Origin of the sequence: Litoreibacter arenae DSM 19593, assembly GCF_000442275.2 — a bacterium.
Lineage (GTDB): Bacteria > Pseudomonadota > Alphaproteobacteria > Rhodobacterales > Rhodobacteraceae > Litoreibacter > Litoreibacter arenae.
Genome location: NZ_KE557314.1, coordinates 698,751 through 720,833, shown reverse-complemented (window position 1 = coordinate 720,833; position 22,083 = coordinate 698,751). Strand labels below are relative to the sequence as shown.

The window sequence follows — 22,083 nt, the reverse complement described above, 5'->3', positions numbered from 1 at the left end:
GGATGCTCCATTGGAAGTTCTTATCGATAAATGGCGCTTCCAGCAGGTGGAAGGTCAAGTTCGAAAGTGATCTTTGGTCAAAAACTATTCTCTTGAGCTTCCAGCAACTGGAACCATTACATACATGGACAGAAACTAAAGGAACTACCGGATGTCTGATTCGAATATGATCAACCTGTCTGTTGAGGGAATGACCTGTGCGTCCTGTGTGGGTCGTGTGGATCGCACCTTGGCCAGCATACCGGGCCTGCAGGACGTCTCCGTGAATTTGGCAACAGAAACGGCGTCGTTTGAAGTGAATGGATCTGAGCCATTAGAGGCTGCCGCGGCCGCGTTGGTCGAGCTGGGATACCCGGCGCAAACAGCGCGCGTCACGCTCAATATTGCTTCGATGACTTGCGCTTCTTGTGTAGGCCGAGTGGGCAAAACACTTTCAGCGGTTTCGGGAGTTTTGGACGTATCAGTCAATCTGGCATCCGAAACCGCCACTGTGGAATACCTAAAGGGCGCAACGACACCGGCGGCTTTGATCGCAGCCAGCAATGCGGCTGGATATCCCGCCGACATTGCCGAAGCCGACGCACAACTCAGCCGGGCTGAGCGCAAGGCAGATGAAGCACGCGCACAGGGACGGCGGATGATTTTCGCGGCAATCCTGACAGCACCGGTCTTCGTCATGGAAATGGGCGCACACACAATTCCCGCCTTTCACATGATTATAGAGCGCACGATTGGTACTCAGATGTCGTGGCTGATCCAGTTTGTGCTGACCACGATTGTATTGTTTGGCCCTGGGCGTCAATTTTTCACGAAAGGTCTGCCTGCCTTGGTCAAAGGTGCGCCGGATATGAACAGCCTTGTTGCCCTTGGGACCGGGGCGGCCTGGACATATTCGGTTGTCGCAACTTTTCTTCCGGGGCTTCTGCCTGCTGGCGTTCGCGCAGTTTATTTCGAAGCGGCAGCGGTGATCGTTGTGCTAATTTTGCTGGGCCGCTGGCTGGAGGCACGCGCCAAAGGACGCACAGGCGCTGCAATTCAAGCACTTCTAGGATTGCAGCCCAAAACTGCTCGCGTGATGCGAAACGGCGAGATTGAGGAAGTTCAGATCGATGCGCTGCGCTTAGGCGACTTAATCCTTGTCCGGCCCGGAGAGCGGATACCCGTTGATGGTGAAGTAAGCGATGGCACCAGCAATGTAGACGAGAGCATGATTACAGGGGAGCCATTGGCGGTCGCCAAGGTGATAGGTGATTCAGTCACGGGCGGTACCGTGAACGGAACAGGCAGCCTGACTTTCAGCGCAACGCGGGTGGGGGCCGATACGACTCTGGCGCAGATCATTCGTATGGTCGAGGACGCTCAAGGCGCCAAACTGCCTATTCAAGGTCTGGTGGACCGCGTTACCATGTGGTTCGTACCCGCGGTGTTGGTCCTCGCCGCACTCACAGTAGCTGTCTGGCTAACGGTCGGCCCTGATCCCGCGTTGACTTTTGCGTTGGTTGCTGGTGTTTCGGTCCTGATTATCGCTTGTCCTTGCGCCATGGGTTTGGCCACACCGACATCTATCATGGTCGGGACCGGCAGGGCGGCCGAGATGGGCGTGTTGTTTCGTAAAGGTGACGCGCTTCAGGGGCTGAGCGATGTTGACGTGATCGCGCTCGACAAGACGGGGACGGTGACGGAAGGAAAGCCGACGCTAACCGATTTCGTTCTGGCGGACGGGGTCGTTCGGGCTGAAGCTCTGCGCCTTGTCGCATCTGTAGAAGCTCAGTCGGAACATCCTATTGCCGAAGCCATCGTGCTTAATGCAAAGGCCGAAGGTATCAAACTGGCTGTGGCGGACACCTTCACTTCTATTACCGGATACGGCGTAGAGGCCACAATCGAAGGTCACCAAGTTCTGGTTGGCGCTGACCGCCTGATGACGCGCGAAGGGATCGACATTAACCCGCTCGCTGGCGAAGAACACAGGTTGGCCGAACGCGGCAGGACAGCGCTTTATGCCGCTATCGACGGAAAGCTTGCAGCTGTGATCGCCGTGGCAGACCCGGTCAAACCGTCCAGTGCTGCGGCGATCACGGCGTTGCGGAAAATGGGAATAAAAGTGGTGATGATTACTGGTGACAAGGAAGAGACCGCACAAGCCATAGCCCGCGAGACGGGGATCGGCCATGTCGTTGCAGGCGTATTGCCAGAGGGTAAGGTTGCGGCGCTCGACAGCCTGCGTGCGGAGGGTCAGCAGATTGCCTTTGTCGGCGATGGCATCAACGACGCGCCCGCACTTGCGCACGCGGATGTGGGCATTGCAATCGGTACCGGTACAGATGTGGCCATTGAAAGCGCCGATATAGTGCTGATGTCAGGCGACTTGCGCGGCGTGGTCAATGCCATCGAAGTTTCCCGCGCGACGATGCGCAATATCCGCCAAAATCTTATCTGGGCTTTTGGCTACAATGCGGCACTTATTCCGGTGGCGGCGGGTGTCCTTTATCCAGCATTTGGCGTGCTCCTGTCCCCGGTCTTTGCTGCCGGTGCCATGGCGCTTTCTTCGGTTTCGGTGTTGACCAATGCCTTACGTTTGCGCTGGGTAAAACCGCTGATGTCTGAAGTGGAATTACCCGACGCTACCCGCACAAAAATGACGTCTCAACCCGCACAATAGGAGCCGAAAATGAACATAGGAGAAGTCGCAGAACGCGCAGGCCTGCCGCCCAAAACGATCCGGTATTACGAAGATATTGGTCTAATCCGCCCCTTGAGAAGTGATAACGGCTACCGCGCGTTTCAAAAAAACGACCTGCACAAACTCGCGTTTCTGGGCCGTGCTCGTGCGCTAGGATTCTCCATTGAAGACTGCCGCACGTTGTTGGCGCTTTACGATGACGGCACCCGTGAAAGCGCTCAGGTCAAGCAGATCGCCGAAGAACATCTGCATCAGATCGACGAGAAAATCGCGCAGTTGAAGTCCATGCGTAATACGCTAGCTCATTTGGTGGAGGCTTGCCACGGCGACCACAGACCTGATTGTCCCATTCTTGAGGATCTGTCGAACGCCAATGTAGATTAAGAACCGGAATTCTTAGTTAGGACGTTTCAATGATCAGAAAGCCCTCCTTCGCGACCAATGCGCTGGCGATGGCAGGTTTGGTTTTCCCACCTACTACCCATGCGAATCCGCAAATATTTGCATTCAACCAAAGCTGGAAAGAGTAGAGATTCCAGCGGCTTTTCTCAAATGAACATTACTTATATGGAAGACAGCTAAACGCCGTCTCTGCTAGCATGATCGCTGTGCTATGCTGAGATCAGCTCTTGCTAGTATCGTTGCCGCATTCGTTTTGATTGCGACGTCTAGTTTTGTCGCAGCAGAACCCCTTCAGTTTGTCATCATAGATCCGCCGGTAGGGCTAGAACCACAAGAACCCACGTTGTTTGCTCTGAACGATGGACGCGTCGCTATGAGTTGGACAGAACCGGATGGAGACGGGTTTGTTGTCAAAATGACTGTCGGCGACTATTCAGGGTGGACCGAGGCTCGCACTATTGTCAGATCGAATGACCTGTTCATTAACTTGGCCGATTTCCCGTCAATCGCTGCTTTTCCAGACGGAACCTTGGCAGCTCATTGGCTGCAAGAAGATGGTGACGGGCCGTTTGCCTATGATGTCAACATTGCGCTCTCGGCGGATGAAGGCAGAACATGGAGCGCGCCCATAGTGCCCCATTAAGAAGGCACGCAAAGTCAGCATGGGTTTGCAACCTTAATACCCATCACTGAAAACTCGCTGATCAGTGTTTGGCTCGATGCGCGTGTCTATAAGAGAGATCTGATTTTCGATCAGGCGTCCAAGCTGCCAGATGCCATGCAACTGCGGGCCACACAACTCACATCTGACGGCATTCTATCGGAAGATATTCTACTGGATTCTCAGGCATGCACTTGCTGCCAAACATCGGTAACGGCTCTTTCTGACGGTGATGTATTGGTTGCCGATCGCGACCGGACCGACGCGGAAATTCGTGACATATCCGTGGTTCGGCTAGAAGATGGACAATGGTCGAGTCCCAGCATCGTGCATAAAGATAACTGGAAGATTTTTGGCTGCCCGGTGAGTGGTCCGGCCATCGATGCACTTGGCGAGACCGTTGTCGTGGCAAGGTGCACTGCGGCGAATGATACTCCTGTTGCTAAAGTCGCATTCTCAAGGAATGGCGGTCAACATTTTGACGCGCCAATGCGAATAGACCTCGGAGAGGCAGCGGGGCGCGTCGACGCTCTAATGCTAAACGAACAGACTGCACTCATCACTTGGGTGGAGTGGCAAGAGGCCAGTGAAGTCATCTTCGCCTGCCAAGCGAAAATAGGAGAACCGTGTAGCCAGCGGCAAGCCGTTACAACCAATACGGGAGCTGGTTCCGTCAACTTTCCGCGAATGGTGACAACAACAGACGGGGTTTATGTGGCTTGGACACAGCCTGCGGTTGATGGGCTGGAACATCAAAATCGCGAAGCCACAGTCCGGATTATTTTTGCGGGGTTTTAAGCGGCACTTTTCTGCCGTTGAGACAGATACTAAACTGTTTGACATTTTGTAGGTGAGCGTCGCCGCCTCAGACCATCGAGGTATTTCAGATTGGAGTAGTACGTGATTGGGTAGTTTGCCGTTACTTTCATCCGACGAGGTCGTTTGCCAAACATTGTTCTCATTTAGGGCGAAGCAAGATCCTTTAGGATCGGACAATCCGGTCTATGGTCACCGGGACAGGTGTCGATCAGGTCCGAAAGACTTCGCCTCATGGAGACGAGATCATGCACCTTTCGATCGATAGCATCAAGATGACTGAGGGCAATACGTTTGACGTCAGCACTCGCGCGGTTATTGTTTTCCCATAGGACCAACAGATTACGACAGTCATCAATAGTAAACCCAAGAGCTCTGGATCGCGCTAAAAATGCGAGCTTTTGTATCTCGCTTTCACAGAATGAGCGGTATCCGTTCGTATCGCGTCGCGGGCAAACAAGCCCAATCTCATCGTAGTAACGTATTGTCTTTGTCGGCAAACCAGAGCGCGCAGAAACTTCGCTAATATTCATCGTTTCTTTCCCTTGTTTTATTGCAATGTGGGCTGCTCTGCATTCTGGTGCGTTACTGGGCGCGCAGGGAACTTAGTGCAGTCGTAGCGCTAAGAACGATGACGCTCGAGATGAACGCAATGTGAGCGGTCATGATCGCCACATTCATGTCAACGGATATGCCAGCGGGCGGGTTCTGACATTCGCCCCGCTGACATACCGCTAAAGTATCAAAGCTCGATTATTCTGCAGCGATCTCTGCGGCAGAGTTCAAGTACCGAGAAAACCGCTCACGCGTCACTGTCTCGTTGTGAGGGTTGAAGACATTGCGGTCAGGTACAATCATTTCAGCTGAAGAGTTGTTGGATTGAGCAAGCAATTCCAATGCCGCTTGTGTATTGCCTTCGCTGGTTCCCTTAAGAACTCGCTCAGCTGCGGAGTCGGAATCGGAAGCAAATCGTTCCTGAACACTGCTAAAGTCGGAACTCGCATTTGCGGCACCAAGAGTAACGATCAACGTAGTTGTTGTGATTGCGAGAAGTTTCATGTTTATTCCTGCTTCATTGTGATGAAGGCTAAGCCTTCGTTGCGATATGTGCGCCGCCCGGCCCCTTTCTTCAGAGGTTTGGAAGCCTGGCGGTGCACGCTTTTTCGCCGCGGGATTTTGAGAGCGGCGAAATTCCTATTTCATTTGCGTAACGGTTAGTTTGCCTTTGACGCGGTCGGCGACAAACTCGATGTCCTGACCTTCCGACATATTTGCGATCATCGTCTCGTCGGCCCGGAACACCATCGTCATTGCAGGCATATCAAGGGTCACCAAAGGTCCGTGAATGATTGTTACTTTGCCAGCTTTGGCGTCGATTTTCTTGATCGTGCCGGTCGAGTATTCAACATCGGCCTTCGCCATCTGCTCGCTGACGGCAATCTCACGGTACATTCCGGACTCGTAATGGCCGGCGATCAGGCAGGCCGCCTCAAAAGTACCCGCGTTGGCGAAAGTCCAAACGACCTCGCCCGAAGCTCCTGCATCCAGACGAATACTGTTCGGATCGTCGTGCTCCATGTCCATCTTGGCCATTTCGATCTTGTGCTCGGCATTGCGCTCGATTGTGTCGAGAACAAACTCATGCTCCAGCTCACCCTTGTTGGTGATGTTGAAGCGGATGGTTTCGCCTGCCGCTATGTTCAGGTCTTCACTCTCGATCAGCATTTGGCCTTCGTCGTTTTCGAGCAGTGTGACATCAATCGTCCGATCCACTTTTGTGGCCTCGCCCGGCATACCGATCATCATTGTTGCCTGCTCGGCGGTCTCATTTTCACCATGTCCATCGCTATGTGTGCCCGAAGCGTATGCTGGTAGCGACAGTGCCATAGCGAAGGTCGTCGTCAGAAGAAGCTTTTTCATTTGATTGCCCTGTAGATTGGTTTGGTTGGATATGACGAAGGGCATGTCAGCCCTTCGAGGTTGGTTTTGGTGTGAGAATGGTTTTGGCGCTGTTGTTAGACGCGAATTCGGGCAATTCGCCCGTCCATTCATAGGCCTGCTCGCCCGGAGGGTTATCATACCAGCCGGGATCGGAATAATCGTCCGCGTCGATGCCGTCCCGCACCTTTACGACGGAGAACATGCCGCCCATCTCAATGGGTCCGTGCGGTCCCCAACCCGTCATCATCGGGATGGTGTTGTCCGGCAGCGGCATTTCCATTTTGGCCATGTCCCCCATACCTGCGGTGCCCATGGGCATGTATTCAGGCTGAAACTTGCGGATTTTTTGGGTCAGCTGATCTTTGTTCACGCCGATGAATGTCGGCACATCATGGCCCATGGCATTCATAGTATGGTGTGACTTGTGGCAATGGATCGCCCAGTCGCCAAGATTGTCGGCGACAAATTCATAGGCCCGCATCGCACCCACGGGAATGTCGATACTGACTTCGGGCCATTGTGCAGACTCCGGCACCCAACCACCGTCTGTACAAGTGACCTTGAAGTCGTAACCGTGCATATGGATCGGGTGGTTCGTCATCGTCAGGTTTCCGACGCGGACGCGGACCTTATCCCCCTTGTTAACGACCAGTGGGTCGATGTCAGGGAAGATACGGCTGTTCCAGGTCCAGAGATTGAAGTCTGCCATCGTCATGATGCGGGGCACATAGGTGCCGGGATCAATGTCGAATGCGTTTAGCATGATCAAGAAGTCGCGATCGACCGGCATGAAGGTCGGGTCCTTTGGGTGAACGACAAACATGCCCATCATCCCCATCGCCATCTGGGTCATCTCATCGGCGTGCGGGTGATACATAAACGTGCCGGACTTGATTAAGTCGAACTCGTAGATGAAGGTCTTGCCGGGTTTGATGCCGGGGTGGCTCAGGCCAACGACGCCGTCCATACCCGACGGCAGGATCAGACCGTGCCAGTGGACCGAAGTTTCCTCCGGCAGCCTGTTTGTAACGTAGATGCGGATGCGGTCACCTTCGACCGCTTCGATGGTGGGGCCTGTGGATTGGCCGTTGTAGCCCCACAGATGCGCGATCATGCCATCGGCCATTTCACGCTCCACCGGTTCGGCAACAAGATGAAATTCCTTCACCCCGTTGTTCATCCGGTGCGGCAGGGTCCAGCCGTTCAGCGTCACGACAGGATTGTAATCCGGCCCAGATGATGGGCGCGGCGTGACTGCCGTTGCCGCACTGTCCATCTGAGCGGCCTCTGGCAGACCCATGTTCGTGGTCTTGCCCCACCCTTGGGAAGAGACGAGCGCAGCACCAGCAGCACCGGCCCCGAGTAATTGACGTCTATTTAACATATCATCAGTCCTTTCAGTGTCCTGCGCCGCCACCGGCGGCAAGTGTTGCGCTCTCTCCATCGCCGCCACCGCCTGCACCACCGCCGTAGATGGCAGCAGTCAGATCGGCTTGAGCCATGTAGAATTCGCGTTTTGCGTTCGCCGCTTCCAGCGATGCGCCGAGCTTTTCGCGCACGTCGGTGAGCAACTCGAAGGTGTTGGTGATCATGCCGTTGTAGGACAGCAGGCCTTCTTCCTCGACCGTCTGGCGCAACGGCACCAGAACGTCGCGGTAGTGCCGAGCGATTTTGTAGGACGCGTGGTAGGAGGTTTCAGCCCCACGTGCCTCGGACCGGACGTTCACTGCCTTTTCAGCCAGAACGTTAGCCGCCTGAAGGTACGACAACTCTGCCTTGCGCATCCGGGCCTTGCCGGTGTCATAGATCGGGATTGCAAATTCCAGTTCAACCTGCGGCGTTACGTCCTTTTCAATGTCGCCGTCTTCACCGACTTCCCGTTCAAGTTCCGCACCACCGACAATCTCAAGATCACTGACAATGCGAGTCTGGTCAGTCAAACCAAAGGCTTTTGCCTGTGCTTCCAAACCTAATTTCGCAACGCGCAGGTCGACGCGGTTGCTCAGTGCTTTGGCTTCAATATCAGCCACTCTTCCGACGGACCGTGGTAAGGCGGGCAACGCGTCTGGCACATAGTAGTCAACTTCGGTTCCCCAAAGCCCCATTAGTCGGGTCAGGTCTTCCTTTGCCTTAGTCGCGTTCAAACGGGCCTGCGCCAACTGGCCTGCCAATTCAGCATTGAACGCCTGCTCACGGGCTTGACCGGCCTTATTGAGCGCACCGGTTTCGCCAAGCTTCCGTGCGAGCTCAGACCCAGCATCTGATGTGGCCTTTGCCCGTTTGAGATAGCTAACGACTTCGAACGCCGAGACTGCGTTGATCCATGCCTGACGCGTCTGATTGGCAAGTGCCAGGGTATCATCAACCGCACCTAATTGAGCTTGTCGAAAACTCGCATCAGCAATGGCCATCCGTTGTTTGCGAGTCGTTGCATCCAAGATGTTCGCACGGATTAATCCTTCAATGGCTCGGTAGGCACCAAGTTCGGGCGCTCCAATACCTAAGATTCCAATAGACACGATAGGGTTTTCTGGCGTCGCTTGCTGCCACGCCTCCGCAGCAGACAAGCCGACATTTGCATAGGACGCCTGTAAACCCTTATTGTTAAAAAGGGCGACCTGAACTGCCGTTTCCGCAGAAATCGTCTTGCGGTGTACCATGCCATGGACTTCGCGCTTTAATGCGACAGTTTCGGCTTGGGTCTGCGCGAATGCGGTCCGCTTGCCGATAGCAGCAGAGGTCTGGCCCGACACGTTTGCAAAGCCTGCTTTTGGTTCGGTATAGGCTCTAGGGATTGCCGTTGCGCAAGCACCAAGGATCAGTGGAAAGCCAATTATCAGCGGTAGTTTGGAAACGCGCATTAGTTGACCTCCGACTGTTCTTGGTTGACGGCCCGCCAATCGCGTGGGCCCACGGGGCCGCGATACGTAAAACCTGCTAAGGGATCCTGATAGTTGACGGGAGAGGAGACTGCAGTGCTTGTGACCGCCTGTTGCGTCGCAACGATTGGTAAGGGCGTCGGCTCGTTAGCGCACGCGCTAAGCACGAGGGCAGCAGCCCCCGAAAGAAGACGAATTTTCATTGATGTAACCTGACTGATAGACTTCGGGCTTGCGCACGGCTGTACGCAAAGCGAAGGCCCCCGCTACGGGCCTTAGGTTAGATTAGGCTTTGGGGAGGGCGCAAAATCCCAGTCATCTCGACCGACTTGGCTTGTTCATGAAGTCCCAGGTGTCGAGTTTTTGCGACTTGCTCAATGTCAAGCGTCTCTACTTCATCAAGAACAACCAATAAGCAGATGCCATTGCAGCATTGGCCAGATGACGGCTCATCGTCGCCCGTCATGGAAACACTGCTACAATTGAGGTGCACTGTGGAAGTTACCGCATCAACACCCTCTGAATGATCAGTAACCGTGCTAAAGGTGCTCTGCGATACGACTTGAATTTCGCCGTGCGCACCAGAACCGGCGTGCGAAACCGCCGGTGGGAAAAAAACCAGCGCCAAAGCAAAAGCAAAACATGCTACTGCCCTGAGTGCTTTGATTGCGGTAGTTTTCTTTTCCATTTCGCACATCTGGACGAAACCGAATTGTTCGTCAATGCATCCAGCGGTGGAAGGTTTTCAACGTTTTCGTGAAGACGACATTGTACTGCTAATGTTGCCTAAAAAGCTGGTAAATGATCAAGTTATTTTGGCAAGCATCCAAAGCCCCATGCCCAACATCATCACGTTTTCGGTCAACGAAATGAACCCCAATGGCATATTGCTGTCACCACCCACACAGGCGCATTTCAATTCCCGCTTGTCGACATAGACAGCCTTGATCACCGATACGCCACCAATGACTATTACGACGGGTGCAGAAAGCCAGGTCAATGCACCCGCAGTCATCAGGATGCCCGCGAAAGCCTCGCCGATCGAATAAACCTTGCCATAAGGTACTCAGCGACGCGCCAGAAGGTAATAGTTCAAAAACATCGTTGAAAATCTCTCGACATCCTGAAGTTTCTGCGCGGCCAGAAGACACATCAAGATTGGGATGAACCATTCGAAGGCCCGAACCGTGAATATCGCCTCAAAGCTGTGCCGCGACAGACCAAGCGCCATCAGAAACGCAACGGAATAAACGCTGTGATCGGCATAGGACGTACTTGATTGCGCGTTCTCGGGCTTGTCCAAACCAAAGTATATCTTCAGGTCATCATAGCTCTCGACACGCTCGCTAGCGGCGAAAGTCTGCGGCGTGGCTTCTTACGTCATGCTTGTTAATGAAGACGTCTGTCTGCTCGCGCGTGGTTAAATGATTGTCTTTGACCTGATATTTCTGCCGCTCCAAAAGATCCTTCGATTTCAGACCATAGGGGCAGACGTGATCCGGCATGACCATGCGGTAGAGATCGGCGGGTTTCGTGGCGCTTTCCAAGGACATGATGTACTCCTTCACTTACCGTCTAGTTCAGGCGTCGCGGCTGGACCGCCTTCAAGATCGGCGATCAGAGCTTTCATCTCGGCAATCTCAAGGCGTTGCGCCTCAATGATGCCGTCCGCAAGTTTGCGCACGCGAGGGTCCGAAATATTGGCGCGTTCACTGGTAAGGATAGCAATCGAGTGGTGGGGGATCATCGCCCGCATCCATGATATGCCGTCAACGGTTGCTTGACTGCGCACCAGAAACAATGACACTGCGAAGACCAACACGCTGCCTGTAAAGATGGCGATGTTGGCCGTGCGGTTTGTATACATCCCCAACATAAAGGCCAGCATGATCACAGCCATGGCCGCACCCATGTAAACTGCCATATAGCTGCGCGTTTCGCTGAAAAACAAATGTCCGAGCGCATAGGTGTTAAGATACATCAAACCAAACATTACGATTGTCGATGTTAAGATCATCGCGAAAAAGCGCCAGTAAGACATGAAAAGAATCTCCCGATTAGAACGTTTCTAAGGCTAAACAAGCTTCCAGCGCTGGAGGGTTCCGCTAATGTCTGAAATTTTTTACAAGATTCTGAATTTGGCAATCATGCCAACTTTACTCGGCATGCTCTTTGACCATTTTAGACCCTACGGCTTTGGCGATTAGAAGGTCAGCAAGCACGCTTGAAAGCACCTACAGAGAGAAAAAGGCCATCGCTCCATGACAATGGGCTGACTACGCGCTTTCAAAGTGAATGTTTGATACTGATCCTGAAAATCAAAATGTACTAACCTCAGCACATTAAAAAAAATCTTTTCTAGGTCGTACAGGGATACCGAACAAGCAGCTATTTGAGCATAGTGCATTACGCCGTATGGCATGACGACACCTATGCATTTTATATGCACCTGAGCGCAAGTTACCTTAAGTTGAAAATCTTTCTGGAAAACAATAAGTTATCTGACGAGAGAAATCGATATTGGCACGGTTTATACTCGATTGAGTATCACAGAGCGACGCAGAACAGAACGCTGGAGACACGCAAAGATCCCTGACAATGAGATGGCGCGTGTTCTGAACCGCTGCCGCTCGACGATATTCGGTGAGTTTCCTTGTGGATTACCCAGTCGCCTTTGAGACATGCACGGTCCTTTTAGACTGCCCCCGCTCAGCGAGGCGAAGAAAGTCTAAACGTTCGCCACACGATCAGTGCTCCAATATAAAACTCCATGAGACACAGTATTACCTAGCAGCGGTCTGTAGGCTTGCGTAACATTCCGGCTCCTGCCCTTCCTAAAGCGACGACCAGACGCCCATGCCGCAAACACACGATAAATGCTTCCACACAATGAAAACCGCGTTGCTGGCATTGGACCCTAGCTTAACATTCTGGCGTAGCCAATAAGCATGTCAAAAACCTACACTAGGCAGATATGTTGCGCACCAGATTTATGCAACAAGCCATGAGCCTTGTTTTTATAAGCTCTTTCGGCCGTTGCAAATATCATAAACTTCCCTCCAAGTCGGATATGAGCACTTTCGGATATCTAGGCTGTATCATTTGTACCCATTGATAAAAAGTCGCTGCATCCACCGACATCCCTCGCTCCGTCAGACGGTCACTCACTTCGCGGTAGGAAGGTGGAAATCGACAGTACTGGCTGGACAGCCAACAGAATCACATCCTTTGGGAAACAGCTATTCTTGGACGGATTGGGCGGGTACCAGTTTATGCCTCCAACTCAACTGAGCGGGTATCTTCAAGCCGAACGAAGATTAATGCAAATGGCCCCTCAAAAGGGAAGCGTCGCAGTAACGTGCGGATCTCAAATCAAAGTGTGAACTATACCGCTGATATCTGGTTTCACTAACGGTCGCATTTGGGGTGGACGCAGAGGTGGACAAGCTTCAGATCCCTGGACCTAAATAATTGAAAAATATTAAAAATTAGATAAATAGTGGTGCCCAGGAGAGGACTCGAACCTCCACGTCCATACAGACACCAGCACCTGAAGCTGGCGCGTCTACCATTCCGCCACCTGGGCACAGGTGTTGGTGGGCGGTGATTAAGTCCGCACATGGCAGGTGTCAACGGGATTCGGCGTCTCGATTGCAAGATTGTGACGGTTTAGCCAGTTGCGCCGTGGTGGCGCGGCGAAAAGCGCCTTGTCTGGCGAATACGGGCTGGGTAAACCCGATACAGCAAGCCTTGAAGGGAACCACCATGTCGAAGCTCGTCACCATTTACGGCGGATCAGGTTTTGTCGGACGCTACATCACGCGCCGCCTGGCCAAGGAAGGTTGGCGCATTCGCGTTGCCGTGCGCCGCCCGAACGAGGCGCTCTTCGTAAAGCCCTACGGCGTGGTGGGGCAGGTCGAGCCGGTTCTGTGCAACATCCGCGATGACGACTCCGTGCGTGCCGTGATGAGGGGTGCGGATGCGGTTGTGAACTGCGTGGGTATTCTGGCGCCGTCTGGCAAAAACAAGTTCGACGCCGTGCAGCATGAAGGGGCGGAGCGGGTTGCACGTATCGCGGCCGAGGAAGGCGTGGGGCGCTTGGTCCATATCTCCGCCATTGGTGCGGACAGGGACAGCGACAGCGACTATGCACGGACCAAGGCATTGGGCGAGGAAGGCGTGCTGGAGCATTGGCCCCAAGCCGTCATTCTGAGGCCCTCCATCATGTTTGGCCAGGAGGACGAGTTCTTCAACCGCTTCGCCTCGATGTCACGGTTCGGGCCGATCCTTCCGGTCGTCGGCGCGGATACGAAATTCCAACCCGTTTATGTGGACGACGTGGCCCAGGCCGCGACGAAAGCTGTGCTTGGCGAGGCAAAGCCCGGCATTTACGAGCTTGGCGGCCCCGAGGTTGCGACCTTCCGCGACCTCATGCAAACCATGCTGGACATGGTGCGCCGCCGCCGGTTGATCGTGAACATCCCCTTTTTCATCGCAGGCATCATGGGGTCGGCATTCGATCTGGTGAACAAGATCAGCTTTGGCTTGATCAATGGCCCGTTGACCCGCGATCAGGTGCGCAATCTGAAACGTGACAACGTGGTTGCAGAGGATGCCATGACTTTCGCGGATCTGGGCATCCGGCGGACTGCGCTGGAAGCGATCATCCCCGACTACCTGTGGCGCTTCCGCCCGTCTGGTCAGTATGACGCGATCAAGGAGTCGGCGCGAAACCTGCGTGTGGATCACGAATAGGCAAACGCCAACAGCGCGACGCCCAGAAAGATGCGGTAAATCACGTAGGGCGTGAAGCTGACCGACTTCAGCAGGCGCATCATCAGCGATAGCGCCAGCAACGCCGCGCCGAACGACAGCACGGCTGCGATCAGGCTGTCCTTGGCCAGTTGCATATTGGCGCTGAAAATCACTTCGGACCCCAATACTGCGCCAGAGGCGATGATCGTCGGAATAGACATCAGCATGGACAGCTTTGCCGCATCTTCGCGGGCATAGCCCAACTGGCGTGCTCCCGAGATCGTCGCGCCGGATCGTGAGGTGCCGGGTATCAGGGCCACGGCCTGCCACAGCCCCATGATGATTGCGTCCTTGCGAGACCAGTCGGGGGCGGTTTTCGTCGTGCCGCCTTTCTGGTCGGTCCAGTAAAGCACCAGCCCGAAGATGAGCATCGTCCAGCCAATCAAGGCCACTGAACGCAGCAAATGGTCGAGGCCCGTCAGCTTGAGGAACAGCCCGAAAATCAGGACCGGAACGGTTGCGATGCCAAGATAAAGCGCGAGCCTTGCGCCTTGGGTGTCTACCTTGCCCTGCACCAGCCGGCCGATGCCGCGGATGGCGATTTTAACGTCTGCCCAGAAGAACATGATCACGGCGAACAGGGTGCCCACATGAACCGCGACGTCGATGGCCTGCCCCTGATCGTCCATGCCTGTCAGGCTTGGCAGCAAGATCAGGTGGCCGGACGAGGAGACCGGAAGGAACTCCGTCAGCCCCTGAATCAGGGCAACAAGCACAAGGTGGAAAAGGGTCATCTGCTGCGCCTCGAATCAGTTTTGCTCAACCTAAAGATCGAGAATCAAATGAGAAGAACCTAATTAGGTAACTTATAGTGACCTAATATACGAAGGCAGGGGTGAATTATCGCCTACCGAGGGCAGAAAAATGAATAATAGGTCAGCATAGGTGACTTTTATTTGTTTGGAACTCGTTTTACAGAAGCATCTCAGATCGGGAGAATTGAAATGGCCAAGCAGCGCATGTTGCAGTTTGTTAATGTAGAGCGGGATATGCCGGAGAAGCGTCCGCCCGATCTACGTGCACATGATTTCAACGAGATTTACGCTGAGTACGCAACCGAGAAGGCGGCCGAGCAAGCGGGTCGGTGCAGCCAGTGTGGCGTGCCGTATTGCCAGTCGCATTGCCCATTGCACAACAACATCCCCGACTGGTTGCGCATGACGGCCGAAGGGCGTTTGCAGGAAGCCTATGAGCTGGCGCAGGCCACCAACACCTTCCCCGAGATATGTGGCCGCATCTGCCCGCAGGACCGGCTGTGCGAAGGCAACTGCGTGATCGAGCAGTCGGGGCACGGGACGGTTACCATCGGCTCGGTCGAGAAATACATCACCGATACCGCTTGGGAAAACGGCTGGGTCAAGCCCGCCGCCCCGTCGCAGGAACGCCCTGAAAGCGTTGGCATCATCGGCGCCGGGCCGGGTGGATTGGCCGCCGCCGACATGCTGCGCCGCCAAGGTGTGCAGGTTACGGTTTACGACCGCTACGACCGCGCGGGCGGCTTGCTGACTTACGGCATCCCCGGCTTCAAGCTGGAGAAAGACGTCGTCATGCGGCGCATCGACCAGCTTGAGCAGGGCGGCGTGACCTTCAAGATGAACTGCAACGTGGGTGACGACATCACCTTTGCAGAGCTGCAAAAGACCCATGATGCGATCCTGATTGCCACGGGCGTCTACAAGTCCCGCGAACTGCCCGCGCCCGGTGTTGGGGCGCAGGGGATCGTGCGGGCGATTGATTTCCTGACCGCGTCCAACCGCAAGAGCTTTGGCGACAAGGTGCCGGAATTCGACAGCGGCGAGTTGAACGCCGAAGGCAAGCGCGTCGTCGTCATTGGTGGCGGTGATACAGCGATGGACTGCTTGCGCACGTCGATCCGGCAGGGCGCGACCTCGGTGAAATGCCTGTATCGCCGGGACGAGGCGAACATGCCCGGCTCCATGCGCGAGGTCGCGAACGCCAAGGAGGAGGGCGTGGAGTTTGTCTGGCTCTCTGCCCCTAAAGGCTTTGCCGGGGACACTGTCGAGGGCGTCATGGTGTCCAAAATGCGCCTTGGCGCGCCGGATGCGTCGGGCCGCCAGAGCCCCGAGATCATCGAAGGCGCAGATTATGTCGAGGACGCGGACCTTGTTATCATGGCGCTGGGCTTCGAGCCGGAAGCACTGCCCGCCCTGTGGGATGTGCCGGAGCTGGAGGTCACGCGTTGGGGCACCGTGAAGGCCGACTTCCGCACGCATGAGACATCCCTGCCGGGGGTTTACGCCTGTGGCGACATTCAACGTGGCGCAAGCCTTGTTGTTTGGGCTATTCGTGACGGGCGCGAAGCTGCCGAGGCGATCCTGGATCAAATCAACGCGGCGGCGCAGGTAGCTGCCGAGTGATCTATGTCGGATCAGAAGAAACTGCTGGAGTTCGACCTCCTGCACGACGCGCACCCGCTGCGGATCGAAGCCGTCGCGGGGGAGAGCTCGCGTTTGATCGTCAGTTTCACCAGCGTCGGGACGGAACGGGACAAGTGGCCGCCGAAGGAATTTGTGGGCCTCGCGTCACAGGACGGGCGCAACCATGTGATTTGCGTGACCGACATCTCCCGATGCTGGATGAACGCCAAGGGCATGGCGGATCTGATCCTGAGCAAAATCAGCGACTACGTGCTGGATCACACGATCACCGAGGTGATGGCTATCGGTACCAGCATGGGCGCGTACAATGCGTTGATACTGGGGCGAAAAATGCCGCTGTCGCGGATCATCTGCTTCACGCCGCAATACTCGGTGCATCCCGAAGTGCTGCCGGACGAAAAGCGCTGGTGGTGGTTTCGCAAGCAGATCACGGTCTGGCCGCACAAGCAGATGGACAAGCTGCCGAAGCCGCCGGTACCGATCTACATCTTTCACGGCGACACCCCGGACGAGCGGATGCACTGGCAGCGGTTTCCGCAGGCGGAGCATGTGAAGCACTACATCTTTACCGGCGCGGACCACAACTTTGTGCGCAACCTGAAGGGCGCGAATACACTGAATTACATTGTCACGGCGGCGATCAACAACAAGGTCGGGCGGCTGAACAAGGTGGTGCAGCGTGCGGGCGGGATGCGGCGCGAGGCCTACGCCGATTACGTTGCCGCGCAGACACTTTTGGAGCGGCGCGAGAGCCGTGGGCGTCCGTCCGCGCTGGACGACTGACAGGGCTGAAAACGGCTGTCTGCGAGGCGTCGGCAAAGTGTCGGACTTTTGTCGGGCAAGCTGCCAGACCCCGAAATTACAACAGGTCAGTTTTGCTGACCCGATCAATGAACAATTCCCTAATGAGGAGCCTCCACCATGACCACGTATGATGACGCCTGGGTTGCCCGTGAGGAAGAGAAGCGCCGCTGGATGGCGGAGAACTCGCTGTATCGCGACGACGACGAACACGCCTCCTGCGGGGTGGGTCTGGTTGTGTCGATCGACGGCAAGAAATCCCGCAAGGTGGTCGAGAACGGGATCAACGCACTGAAGGCGATCTGGCACCGTGGCGCGGTGGATGCGGACGGCAAGACCGGCGACGGGGCGGGCATCCATGTTCAGATTCCGGTCGAGTTCTTCTATGACCAGATCGAACGCACGGGCCACAAGCCGAACAAGGACCAGATGATTGCTGTCGGTCAAGTCTTCCTGCCGCGCACCGACCACGGGGCGCAGGAAACCTGCCGGACGATCATCGAGACCGAAGTGCTGCGCATGGGCTACAACATCTATGGCTGGCGGCACGTTCCGGTGGATATCACCTGTCTGGGCGAGAAGGCCAACGCGACGCGGCCCGAGATTGAGCAGATCCTGATTTCCAACTCCAAGGGCGTCGAGGAAGAGGAGTTCGAGCGCGAGCTTTATGTGATCCGCCGCCGCATCGAGAAGGCCGCGTTGGCCGCGCAAGTGCCGACGCTGTATCTGGCGTCGCTGTCGTGCCGGTCGATCATCTACAAGGGCATGATGCTGGCGGAGCAGGTTGCGGAGTTTTATCCGGACCTGATGGACGAGCGTTTCGAGTCTGCGTTTGCCATTTATCATCAGCGCTATTCGACCAACACCTTCCCGCAGTGGTGGCTGGCGCAGCCGTTCCGCATGCTGGCGCATAACGGCGAGATCAACACGCTGAAGGGCAACCTGAACTGGATGAAGAGCCACGAAATCCGCATGGCGTCTGGCGCGTTCGAGGATCGCGCGGAAGACATCAAGCCTATTGTGCCCGGTGGATCGTCGGACTCTGCTGCCTTGGACGCGGTGTTCGAGGTGCTGGTGCGTGCGGGTCGTTCCGCCCCGATGGCGAAAACCATGCTGGTGCCGGAATCGTGGTCCAAGCAGGCGGTCGAGATGCCGAAGGCGTGGCAGGACATGTATTCCTACTGCAACTCGGTGATGGAGCCGTGGGATGGCCCCGCCGCGTTGGCGATGACCGACGGGCGCTGGGTCTGCGCGGGTCTGGACCGCAACGGGCTGCGTCCGATGCGCTATGCGGTGACCGGCGACGGGCTGCTGATTGCGGGCTCCGAGACTGGCATGGTGCCGTTTGACGAAGCCACCGTACGCGAAAAAGGCGCGCTTGGGCCGGGGCAGATGATCGGTGTCCACATGGGCAAGGGCGAGTTGTATCACGACGAGGAGCTGAAGGACAAAATGTCCGCCGCGCTGCCGTTTGGCGAGTGGGTCGGCAAGATCACCGATCTGGATGCCATCACCCTGGACGTGCAGGAAAAGGCATTGTTTACCGGCGCGGAGCTGCGCAAGCGGCAGATCGCGGCGGGGTATTCGATTGAGGAGCTGGAGCAGATTCTGGCGCCGATGGCCGATGATGGGAAGGAAGCGCTGGCGTCGATGGGGGACGACACGCCGTCTGCTGTTTTGTCCAAGAAATACCGCCCGCTGAGCCACTTCTTCCGGCAGAACTTCTCTCAGGTGACCAACCCGCCAATAGACAGCTTGCGCGAATATCGCGTGATGAGCCTGAAGACGCGGTTCGGGAACCTCAAGAACGTACTAGACGAGGATTCGTCGCAGACCGAAATTCTGGTGCTGGACAGCCCATTCATCGGCAACGCGCAGTTCGAGAAACTGTGCGAGCAGTTCAATGCCGAGATGGTGACGATCGACTGCACGTTCGATGCGGATGGCGACCAGAGCGCCCTTCGGGACGCGCTGGACCGTATCCGCAACGAGGCGGAGGACGCGGTGCGCTCCGGCGCGGGGCATATCGTGCTGACGGATCAGGACCAAGACGAGGACCGCACCGGCGTGCCGATGATCCTTGCAACATCCGCCGTGCATAGCTGGCTGACGCGCAAGGGGCTGCGGACGTTCTGCTCGCTCAACGTGCGGGCGGCGGAATGCATCGACCCGCATTACTTCGCGGTGCTGATCGGTTGCGGTGCGACCACTGTGAACGCCTATCTGGCAGAAGACTCGCTGGCAGACCGGATCGAGCGCGGCTTGCTGGAAGGCAACCTGACCGAGGCCGTCGCCCGCTATCGCGAGGCGATTGACCAAGGGCTGTTGAAGATCATGGCGAAGATGGGGATTTCCGTTGTGTCGTCCTATCGCGGTGGCCTCAACTTCGAGGCGGTGGGCCTGTCCCGCGCTATGGTGGCGGAATTCTTCCCCGGTATGCATTCGCGCATTTCGGGCATCGGGATCGCCGGCATCCAGAAAAAGGCCATTGAGGTTCACGCCGCTGGCTGGCGTGCCGAGACCGCGGTGCTGCCGATTGGCGGGTTCTACAAGGCGCGTCGCTCAGGCGAGAAGCACGCGTGGGAAGCACAGACGATGCATATGCTGCAAGCGGCCTGCACGCGGGCGTCCTATGACATGTGGAAGCAGTATAGCCAGACGATGAAGGCAAACCCGCCGATCCATCTGCGGGACCTGCTGGACATCAAACCGCTGGGCGAGCCGATTTCTGTGGACGAGGTGGAGTCGATTACGTCGATCCGCAAACGCTTTGTGACGCCGGGTATGTCGCTGGGGGCGTTGTCTCCGGAAGCGCATAAAACGCTGAATGTGGCGATGAACCGGATCGGTGCCAAGTCGGATTCGGGCGAGGGCGGTGAAGACCCCGCGCATTTCGTGCCGGAGCCGAATGGCGACAATCCGTCTGCCAAGATCAAGCAGGTGGCGTCGGGGCGTTTTGGCGTGACCGCCGAATACCTGAACCACTGCGAAGAGCTGGAGATCAAGGTCGCGCAAGGGGCCAAGCCCGGCGAGGGCGGTCAGCTGCCCGGCATGAAAGTGACCGAGCTGATCGCGCGGCTGCGGCTGTCGACGAAGGGCGTGACGCTGATCTCGCCACCGCCGCACCACGATATCTATTCCATAGAGGATCTGGCGCAGCTGATCTATGACCTCAAGCAGATCAACCCGCGCTGCAAGGTTACGGTGAAGCTGGTTGCGGCGTCGGGCGTCGGCACGATTGCGGCCGGTGTCGCCAAGGCGAAGGCGGATGTGATCCTGATTTCGGGCCATAACGGCGGGACCGGTGCGTCGCCTGCGACGTCGATCAAATACGCCGGTCTGCCGTGGGAAATGGGCCTGACAGAAGCGCATCAGGTTCTGGCGATGAACAACCTGCGTGGCCGCGTGACTTTGCGGACCGATGGTGGTTTGCGCACGGGCCGCGACATTGTCATGGCAGCGATGATGGGGGCTGAGGAATACGGCATCGGCACCGCTGCGCTGATCGCGATGGGCTGCATCATGGTGCGTCAATGCCAGTCGAACACCTGCCCTGTCGGCGTCTGCACGCAAGACGAGGCGCTGCGCGAGAAGTTCACGGGAACGGCGGACAAGGTGGTGAACCTGATCACGTTCTACGCGACCGAGGTGCGGGAAATCCTCGCGTCTATCGGCGCGCGTAGTCTGGATGACGTGATCGGGCGGGCGGACCTGCTGACGCAGGTGTCGCGTGGCGCGGCGCATCTGGACGATCTGGACCTGAACCCGCTGCTGATTACCGTCGATGGGGCGGAGCGGATCGTTTATGACCGCTCGAAAGAGCGCAATCCGGTGCCGGACACGCTGGACGCGCAGATCGTCAACGACGCGCAGCCGTTCTTCAAGGATGGCGAGAAAATGCAGCTGTCCTATGCGGTGCAAAACACATTGCGGACCATCGGCACGCGGGCGTCGAGCCATATCGTGCAGCGGTTCGGGATGCGCAACGAGTTGCAGCCGGACCACCTGACGGTGAAGCTGACAGGCTCTGCCGGGCAGTCGCTGGGGGCGTTCGCCGCACCGGGTCTGAAGCTGGAAGTGTTTGGTGACGCCAACGACTACGTCGGCAAGGGCCTGTCGGGCGGACGCATTGTTGTGCGGCCAACGCAGGAAAGTCCGCTGAAGGCGGACGAGAACACGATCATCGGCAACACGGTGCTTTACGGGGCGACCAACGGCCACCTGTTTGCCGCCGGTCGCGCGGGGGAGCGGTTCGCGGTGCGTAACTCCGGCGCGAAGGTGGTGATCGAGGGCTGCGGCACGAACGGGTGTGAATACATGACCGGCGGGGTTGCGGTGATCCTGGGCTCCATCGGCGCGAATTTCGGGGCCGGTATGACGGGCGGGATGGCGTACCTGTATGATCCGGACGGCGAGTCCGAGGCGCTGATCAACATGGAAACGCTGGTGACCTGTCCTGTGACGGTCGATCACTGGGAGACGCAGTTGAAAGGCCTGATCGAGGAACACGCCCGTGAGAGCGGAAGCGTGAAAGCGAACCGCATCTTGCAGGATTGGGAGATTGAGAAGGGCAACTTCGTGCAAATCTGCCCGAAAGAGATGCTGGCCCACATCCCCGCGCCTTTGAGCCTTGAGGAGCAGGCGATCCCTGCCGAGTAGAATTGAGAAGGGCGGGAGTCGATCCCG

16 protein-coding genes, 1 tRNA gene and 2 pseudogenes are annotated in these 22,083 nt (G+C 56.5%); 9 read left to right on the top strand and 10 right to left on the bottom strand.

Annotated features, from left to right (window positions below):
- Nucleotides 1-151: 151 nt before the first annotated feature.
- The 4 genes from THALAR_RS15905 to THALAR_RS18720 all read left to right on the top strand — a co-directional run bounded on the left by THALAR_RS15905 (nt 152) and on the right by THALAR_RS18720 (nt 4,544).
- On the top strand, nt 152-2,662 hold the full coding sequence (locus THALAR_RS15905; RefSeq protein ID WP_040819028.1) for a heavy metal translocating P-type ATPase: 2,511 nt from the start codon (nt 152-154) through the stop codon (nt 2,660-2,662).
- 9 nt (nt 2,663-2,671) lie between these two features.
- Nucleotides 2,672-3,067 carry a Cu(I)-responsive transcriptional regulator gene (cueR, locus tag THALAR_RS15900; protein ID WP_021102619.1) on the top strand — a complete coding sequence of 132 codons (396 nt, stop codon included), beginning with the start codon at nt 2,672-2,674 and terminating at the stop codon, nt 3,065-3,067.
- Between the two features lie 391 nt (nt 3,068-3,458).
- Nucleotides 3,459-3,728, top strand: a complete 270-nt coding sequence (locus THALAR_RS18725; protein ID WP_021102617.1) for a BNR repeat protein — start codon at nt 3,459-3,461, stop codon at nt 3,726-3,728.
- 135 nt (nt 3,729-3,863) lie between these two features.
- The gene (locus tag THALAR_RS18720; RefSeq protein WP_211264809.1) at nt 3,864-4,544 is read left to right on the top strand and encodes a hypothetical protein; all 681 of its coding nucleotides are present in this window, start codon (nt 3,864-3,866) and stop codon (nt 4,542-4,544) included.
- A 164-nt stretch (nt 4,545-4,708) separates the two neighbouring features.
- On the opposite strand, the gene cueR (THALAR_RS18200) is transcribed toward THALAR_RS18720, so the two are convergent.
- From cueR (THALAR_RS18200) to THALAR_RS15865, 8 genes and pseudogenes are all read right to left on the bottom strand, one after another.
- Entirely contained in the window at nt 4,709-5,095 is a 387-nt protein-coding gene (gene cueR, locus THALAR_RS18200) for a Cu(I)-responsive transcriptional regulator (protein ID WP_083483503.1), read from the bottom strand.
- 220 nt (nt 5,096-5,315) lie between these two features.
- Nucleotides 5,316-5,621, bottom strand: a complete 306-nt coding sequence (locus THALAR_RS15890) for a hypothetical protein (protein WP_040819024.1) — start codon at nt 5,619-5,621, stop codon at nt 5,316-5,318.
- Nucleotides 5,622-5,756: 135 nt separating this feature from the next.
- The gene (locus THALAR_RS15885) at nt 5,757-6,482 is read right to left on the bottom strand and encodes a copper-binding protein (RefSeq protein WP_040819407.1); all 726 of its coding nucleotides are present in this window, start codon (nt 6,480-6,482) and stop codon (nt 5,757-5,759) included.
- 46 nt (nt 6,483-6,528) lie between these two features.
- Nucleotides 6,529-7,887: a multicopper oxidase family protein gene (locus THALAR_RS15880; protein WP_154666819.1), complete on the bottom strand. Its 1,359-nt coding sequence runs from the start codon at nt 7,885-7,887 to the stop codon at nt 6,529-6,531.
- Between the two features lie 13 nt (nt 7,888-7,900).
- The gene (locus THALAR_RS15875; protein WP_021102614.1) at nt 7,901-9,364 is read right to left on the bottom strand and encodes a TolC family protein; all 1,464 of its coding nucleotides are present in this window, start codon (nt 9,362-9,364) and stop codon (nt 7,901-7,903) included.
- Nucleotides 9,365-9,662: 298 nt separating this feature from the next.
- Nucleotides 9,663-10,070, bottom strand: a complete 408-nt coding sequence (locus tag THALAR_RS18490; RefSeq protein WP_154666818.1) for a hypothetical protein — start codon at nt 10,068-10,070, stop codon at nt 9,663-9,665.
- Nucleotides 10,071-10,187: 117 nt separating this feature from the next.
- Nucleotides 10,188-10,935 (bottom strand): annotated as a pseudogene (locus THALAR_RS15870) (MauE/DoxX family redox-associated membrane protein).
- Nucleotides 10,936-10,946: 11 nt separating this feature from the next.
- The gene (locus THALAR_RS15865) at nt 10,947-11,423 is read right to left on the bottom strand and encodes a DUF305 domain-containing protein (RefSeq protein ID WP_021102610.1); all 477 of its coding nucleotides are present in this window, start codon (nt 11,421-11,423) and stop codon (nt 10,947-10,949) included.
- A gap of 478 nt (nt 11,424-11,901) precedes the next feature.
- Between THALAR_RS15865 and THALAR_RS19040 the strand changes: the two are divergent.
- A pseudogene (locus THALAR_RS19040) lies at nt 11,902-12,030 on the top strand (helix-turn-helix domain-containing protein); the annotation flags it as partial.
- 852 nt (nt 12,031-12,882) lie between these two features.
- Here THALAR_RS19040 and THALAR_RS15860 read toward each other — a convergent pair.
- A tRNA-Leu gene (locus THALAR_RS15860) sits at nt 12,883-12,968 on the bottom strand.
- A gap of 179 nt (nt 12,969-13,147) precedes the next feature.
- On the opposite strand from THALAR_RS15860, the gene THALAR_RS15855 reads away from it, so the two are divergent.
- Nucleotides 13,148-14,137 (top strand): complex I NDUFA9 subunit family protein, encoded by a 990-nt coding sequence (locus THALAR_RS15855; RefSeq protein WP_021102609.1) that lies wholly within the window; start codon nt 13,148-13,150, stop codon nt 14,135-14,137.
- On the opposite strand, the gene THALAR_RS15850 is transcribed toward THALAR_RS15855, so the two are convergent.
- Nucleotides 14,128-14,931, bottom strand: a complete 804-nt coding sequence (locus THALAR_RS15850; protein WP_021102608.1) for an undecaprenyl-diphosphate phosphatase — start codon at nt 14,929-14,931, stop codon at nt 14,128-14,130. The two genes, THALAR_RS15855 and THALAR_RS15850, sit on opposite strands and share 10 nt — an antisense overlap.
- Nucleotides 14,932-15,141: 210 nt before the next feature.
- On the opposite strand from THALAR_RS15850, the gene THALAR_RS15845 reads away from it, so the two are divergent.
- The 3 genes from THALAR_RS15845 (at nt 15,142) to gltB (ending at nt 22,056) form a co-directional block, all read left to right on the top strand.
- A complete protein-coding gene (locus THALAR_RS15845; RefSeq protein ID WP_021102607.1) occupies nt 15,142-16,575 on the top strand; it encodes an NAD(P)-dependent oxidoreductase in 1,434 nt (477 codons plus the stop codon).
- Between the two features lie 3 nt (nt 16,576-16,578).
- The gene (locus THALAR_RS15840; protein WP_021102606.1) at nt 16,579-17,379 is read left to right on the top strand and encodes an alpha/beta fold hydrolase; all 801 of its coding nucleotides are present in this window, start codon (nt 16,579-16,581) and stop codon (nt 17,377-17,379) included.
- 138 nt (nt 17,380-17,517) lie between these two features.
- Nucleotides 17,518-22,056: a glutamate synthase large subunit gene (gene gltB, locus THALAR_RS15835; RefSeq protein WP_021102605.1), complete on the top strand. Its 4,539-nt coding sequence runs from the start codon at nt 17,518-17,520 to the stop codon at nt 22,054-22,056.
- The last annotated feature ends 27 nt before the right edge of the window (nt 22,057-22,083 follow it).

Excerpts from the sequence above, each read along its gene's own strand:
- THALAR_RS15905 (WP_040819028.1), top strand. The coding sequence starts at position 152 with ATGTCTGATTCGAATATGATCAACCTGTCTGTTGAGGGAATGACCTGT.
- cueR (WP_021102619.1), top strand. The coding sequence starts at position 2,672 with ATGAACATAGGAGAAGTCGCAGAACGCGCAGGCCTGCCGCCCAAAACG.
- THALAR_RS18725 (WP_021102617.1), top strand. The coding sequence starts at position 3,459 with ATGAGTTGGACAGAACCGGATGGAGACGGGTTTGTTGTCAAAATGACT.
- THALAR_RS18720 (WP_211264809.1), top strand. The coding sequence starts at position 3,864 with ATGCAACTGCGGGCCACACAACTCACATCTGACGGCATTCTATCGGAA.
- cueR (WP_083483503.1), bottom strand. The coding sequence starts at position 5,095 with ATGAATATTAGCGAAGTTTCTGCGCGCTCTGGTTTGCCGACAAAGACA.
- THALAR_RS15890 (WP_040819024.1), bottom strand. The coding sequence starts at position 5,621 with ATGAAACTTCTCGCAATCACAACAACTACGTTGATCGTTACTCTTGGT.
- THALAR_RS15885 (WP_040819407.1), bottom strand. The coding sequence starts at position 6,482 with ATGAAAAAGCTTCTTCTGACGACGACCTTCGCTATGGCACTGTCGCTA.
- THALAR_RS15880 (WP_154666819.1), bottom strand. The coding sequence starts at position 7,887 with ATGTTAAATAGACGTCAATTACTCGGGGCCGGTGCTGCTGGTGCTGCG.
- THALAR_RS15875 (WP_021102614.1), bottom strand. The coding sequence starts at position 9,364 with ATGCGCGTTTCCAAACTACCGCTGATAATTGGCTTTCCACTGATCCTT.
- THALAR_RS18490 (WP_154666818.1), bottom strand. The coding sequence starts at position 10,070 with ATGGAAAAGAAAACTACCGCAATCAAAGCACTCAGGGCAGTAGCATGT.
- THALAR_RS15865 (WP_021102610.1), bottom strand. The coding sequence starts at position 11,423 with ATGTCTTACTGGCGCTTTTTCGCGATGATCTTAACATCGACAATCGTA.
- THALAR_RS15855 (WP_021102609.1), top strand. The coding sequence starts at position 13,148 with ATGTCGAAGCTCGTCACCATTTACGGCGGATCAGGTTTTGTCGGACGC.
- THALAR_RS15850 (WP_021102608.1), bottom strand. The coding sequence starts at position 14,931 with ATGACCCTTTTCCACCTTGTGCTTGTTGCCCTGATTCAGGGGCTGACG.
- THALAR_RS15845 (WP_021102607.1), top strand. The coding sequence starts at position 15,142 with ATGGCCAAGCAGCGCATGTTGCAGTTTGTTAATGTAGAGCGGGATATG.
- THALAR_RS15840 (WP_021102606.1), top strand. The coding sequence starts at position 16,579 with ATGTCGGATCAGAAGAAACTGCTGGAGTTCGACCTCCTGCACGACGCG.
- gltB (WP_021102605.1), top strand. The coding sequence starts at position 17,518 with ATGACCACGTATGATGACGCCTGGGTTGCCCGTGAGGAAGAGAAGCGC.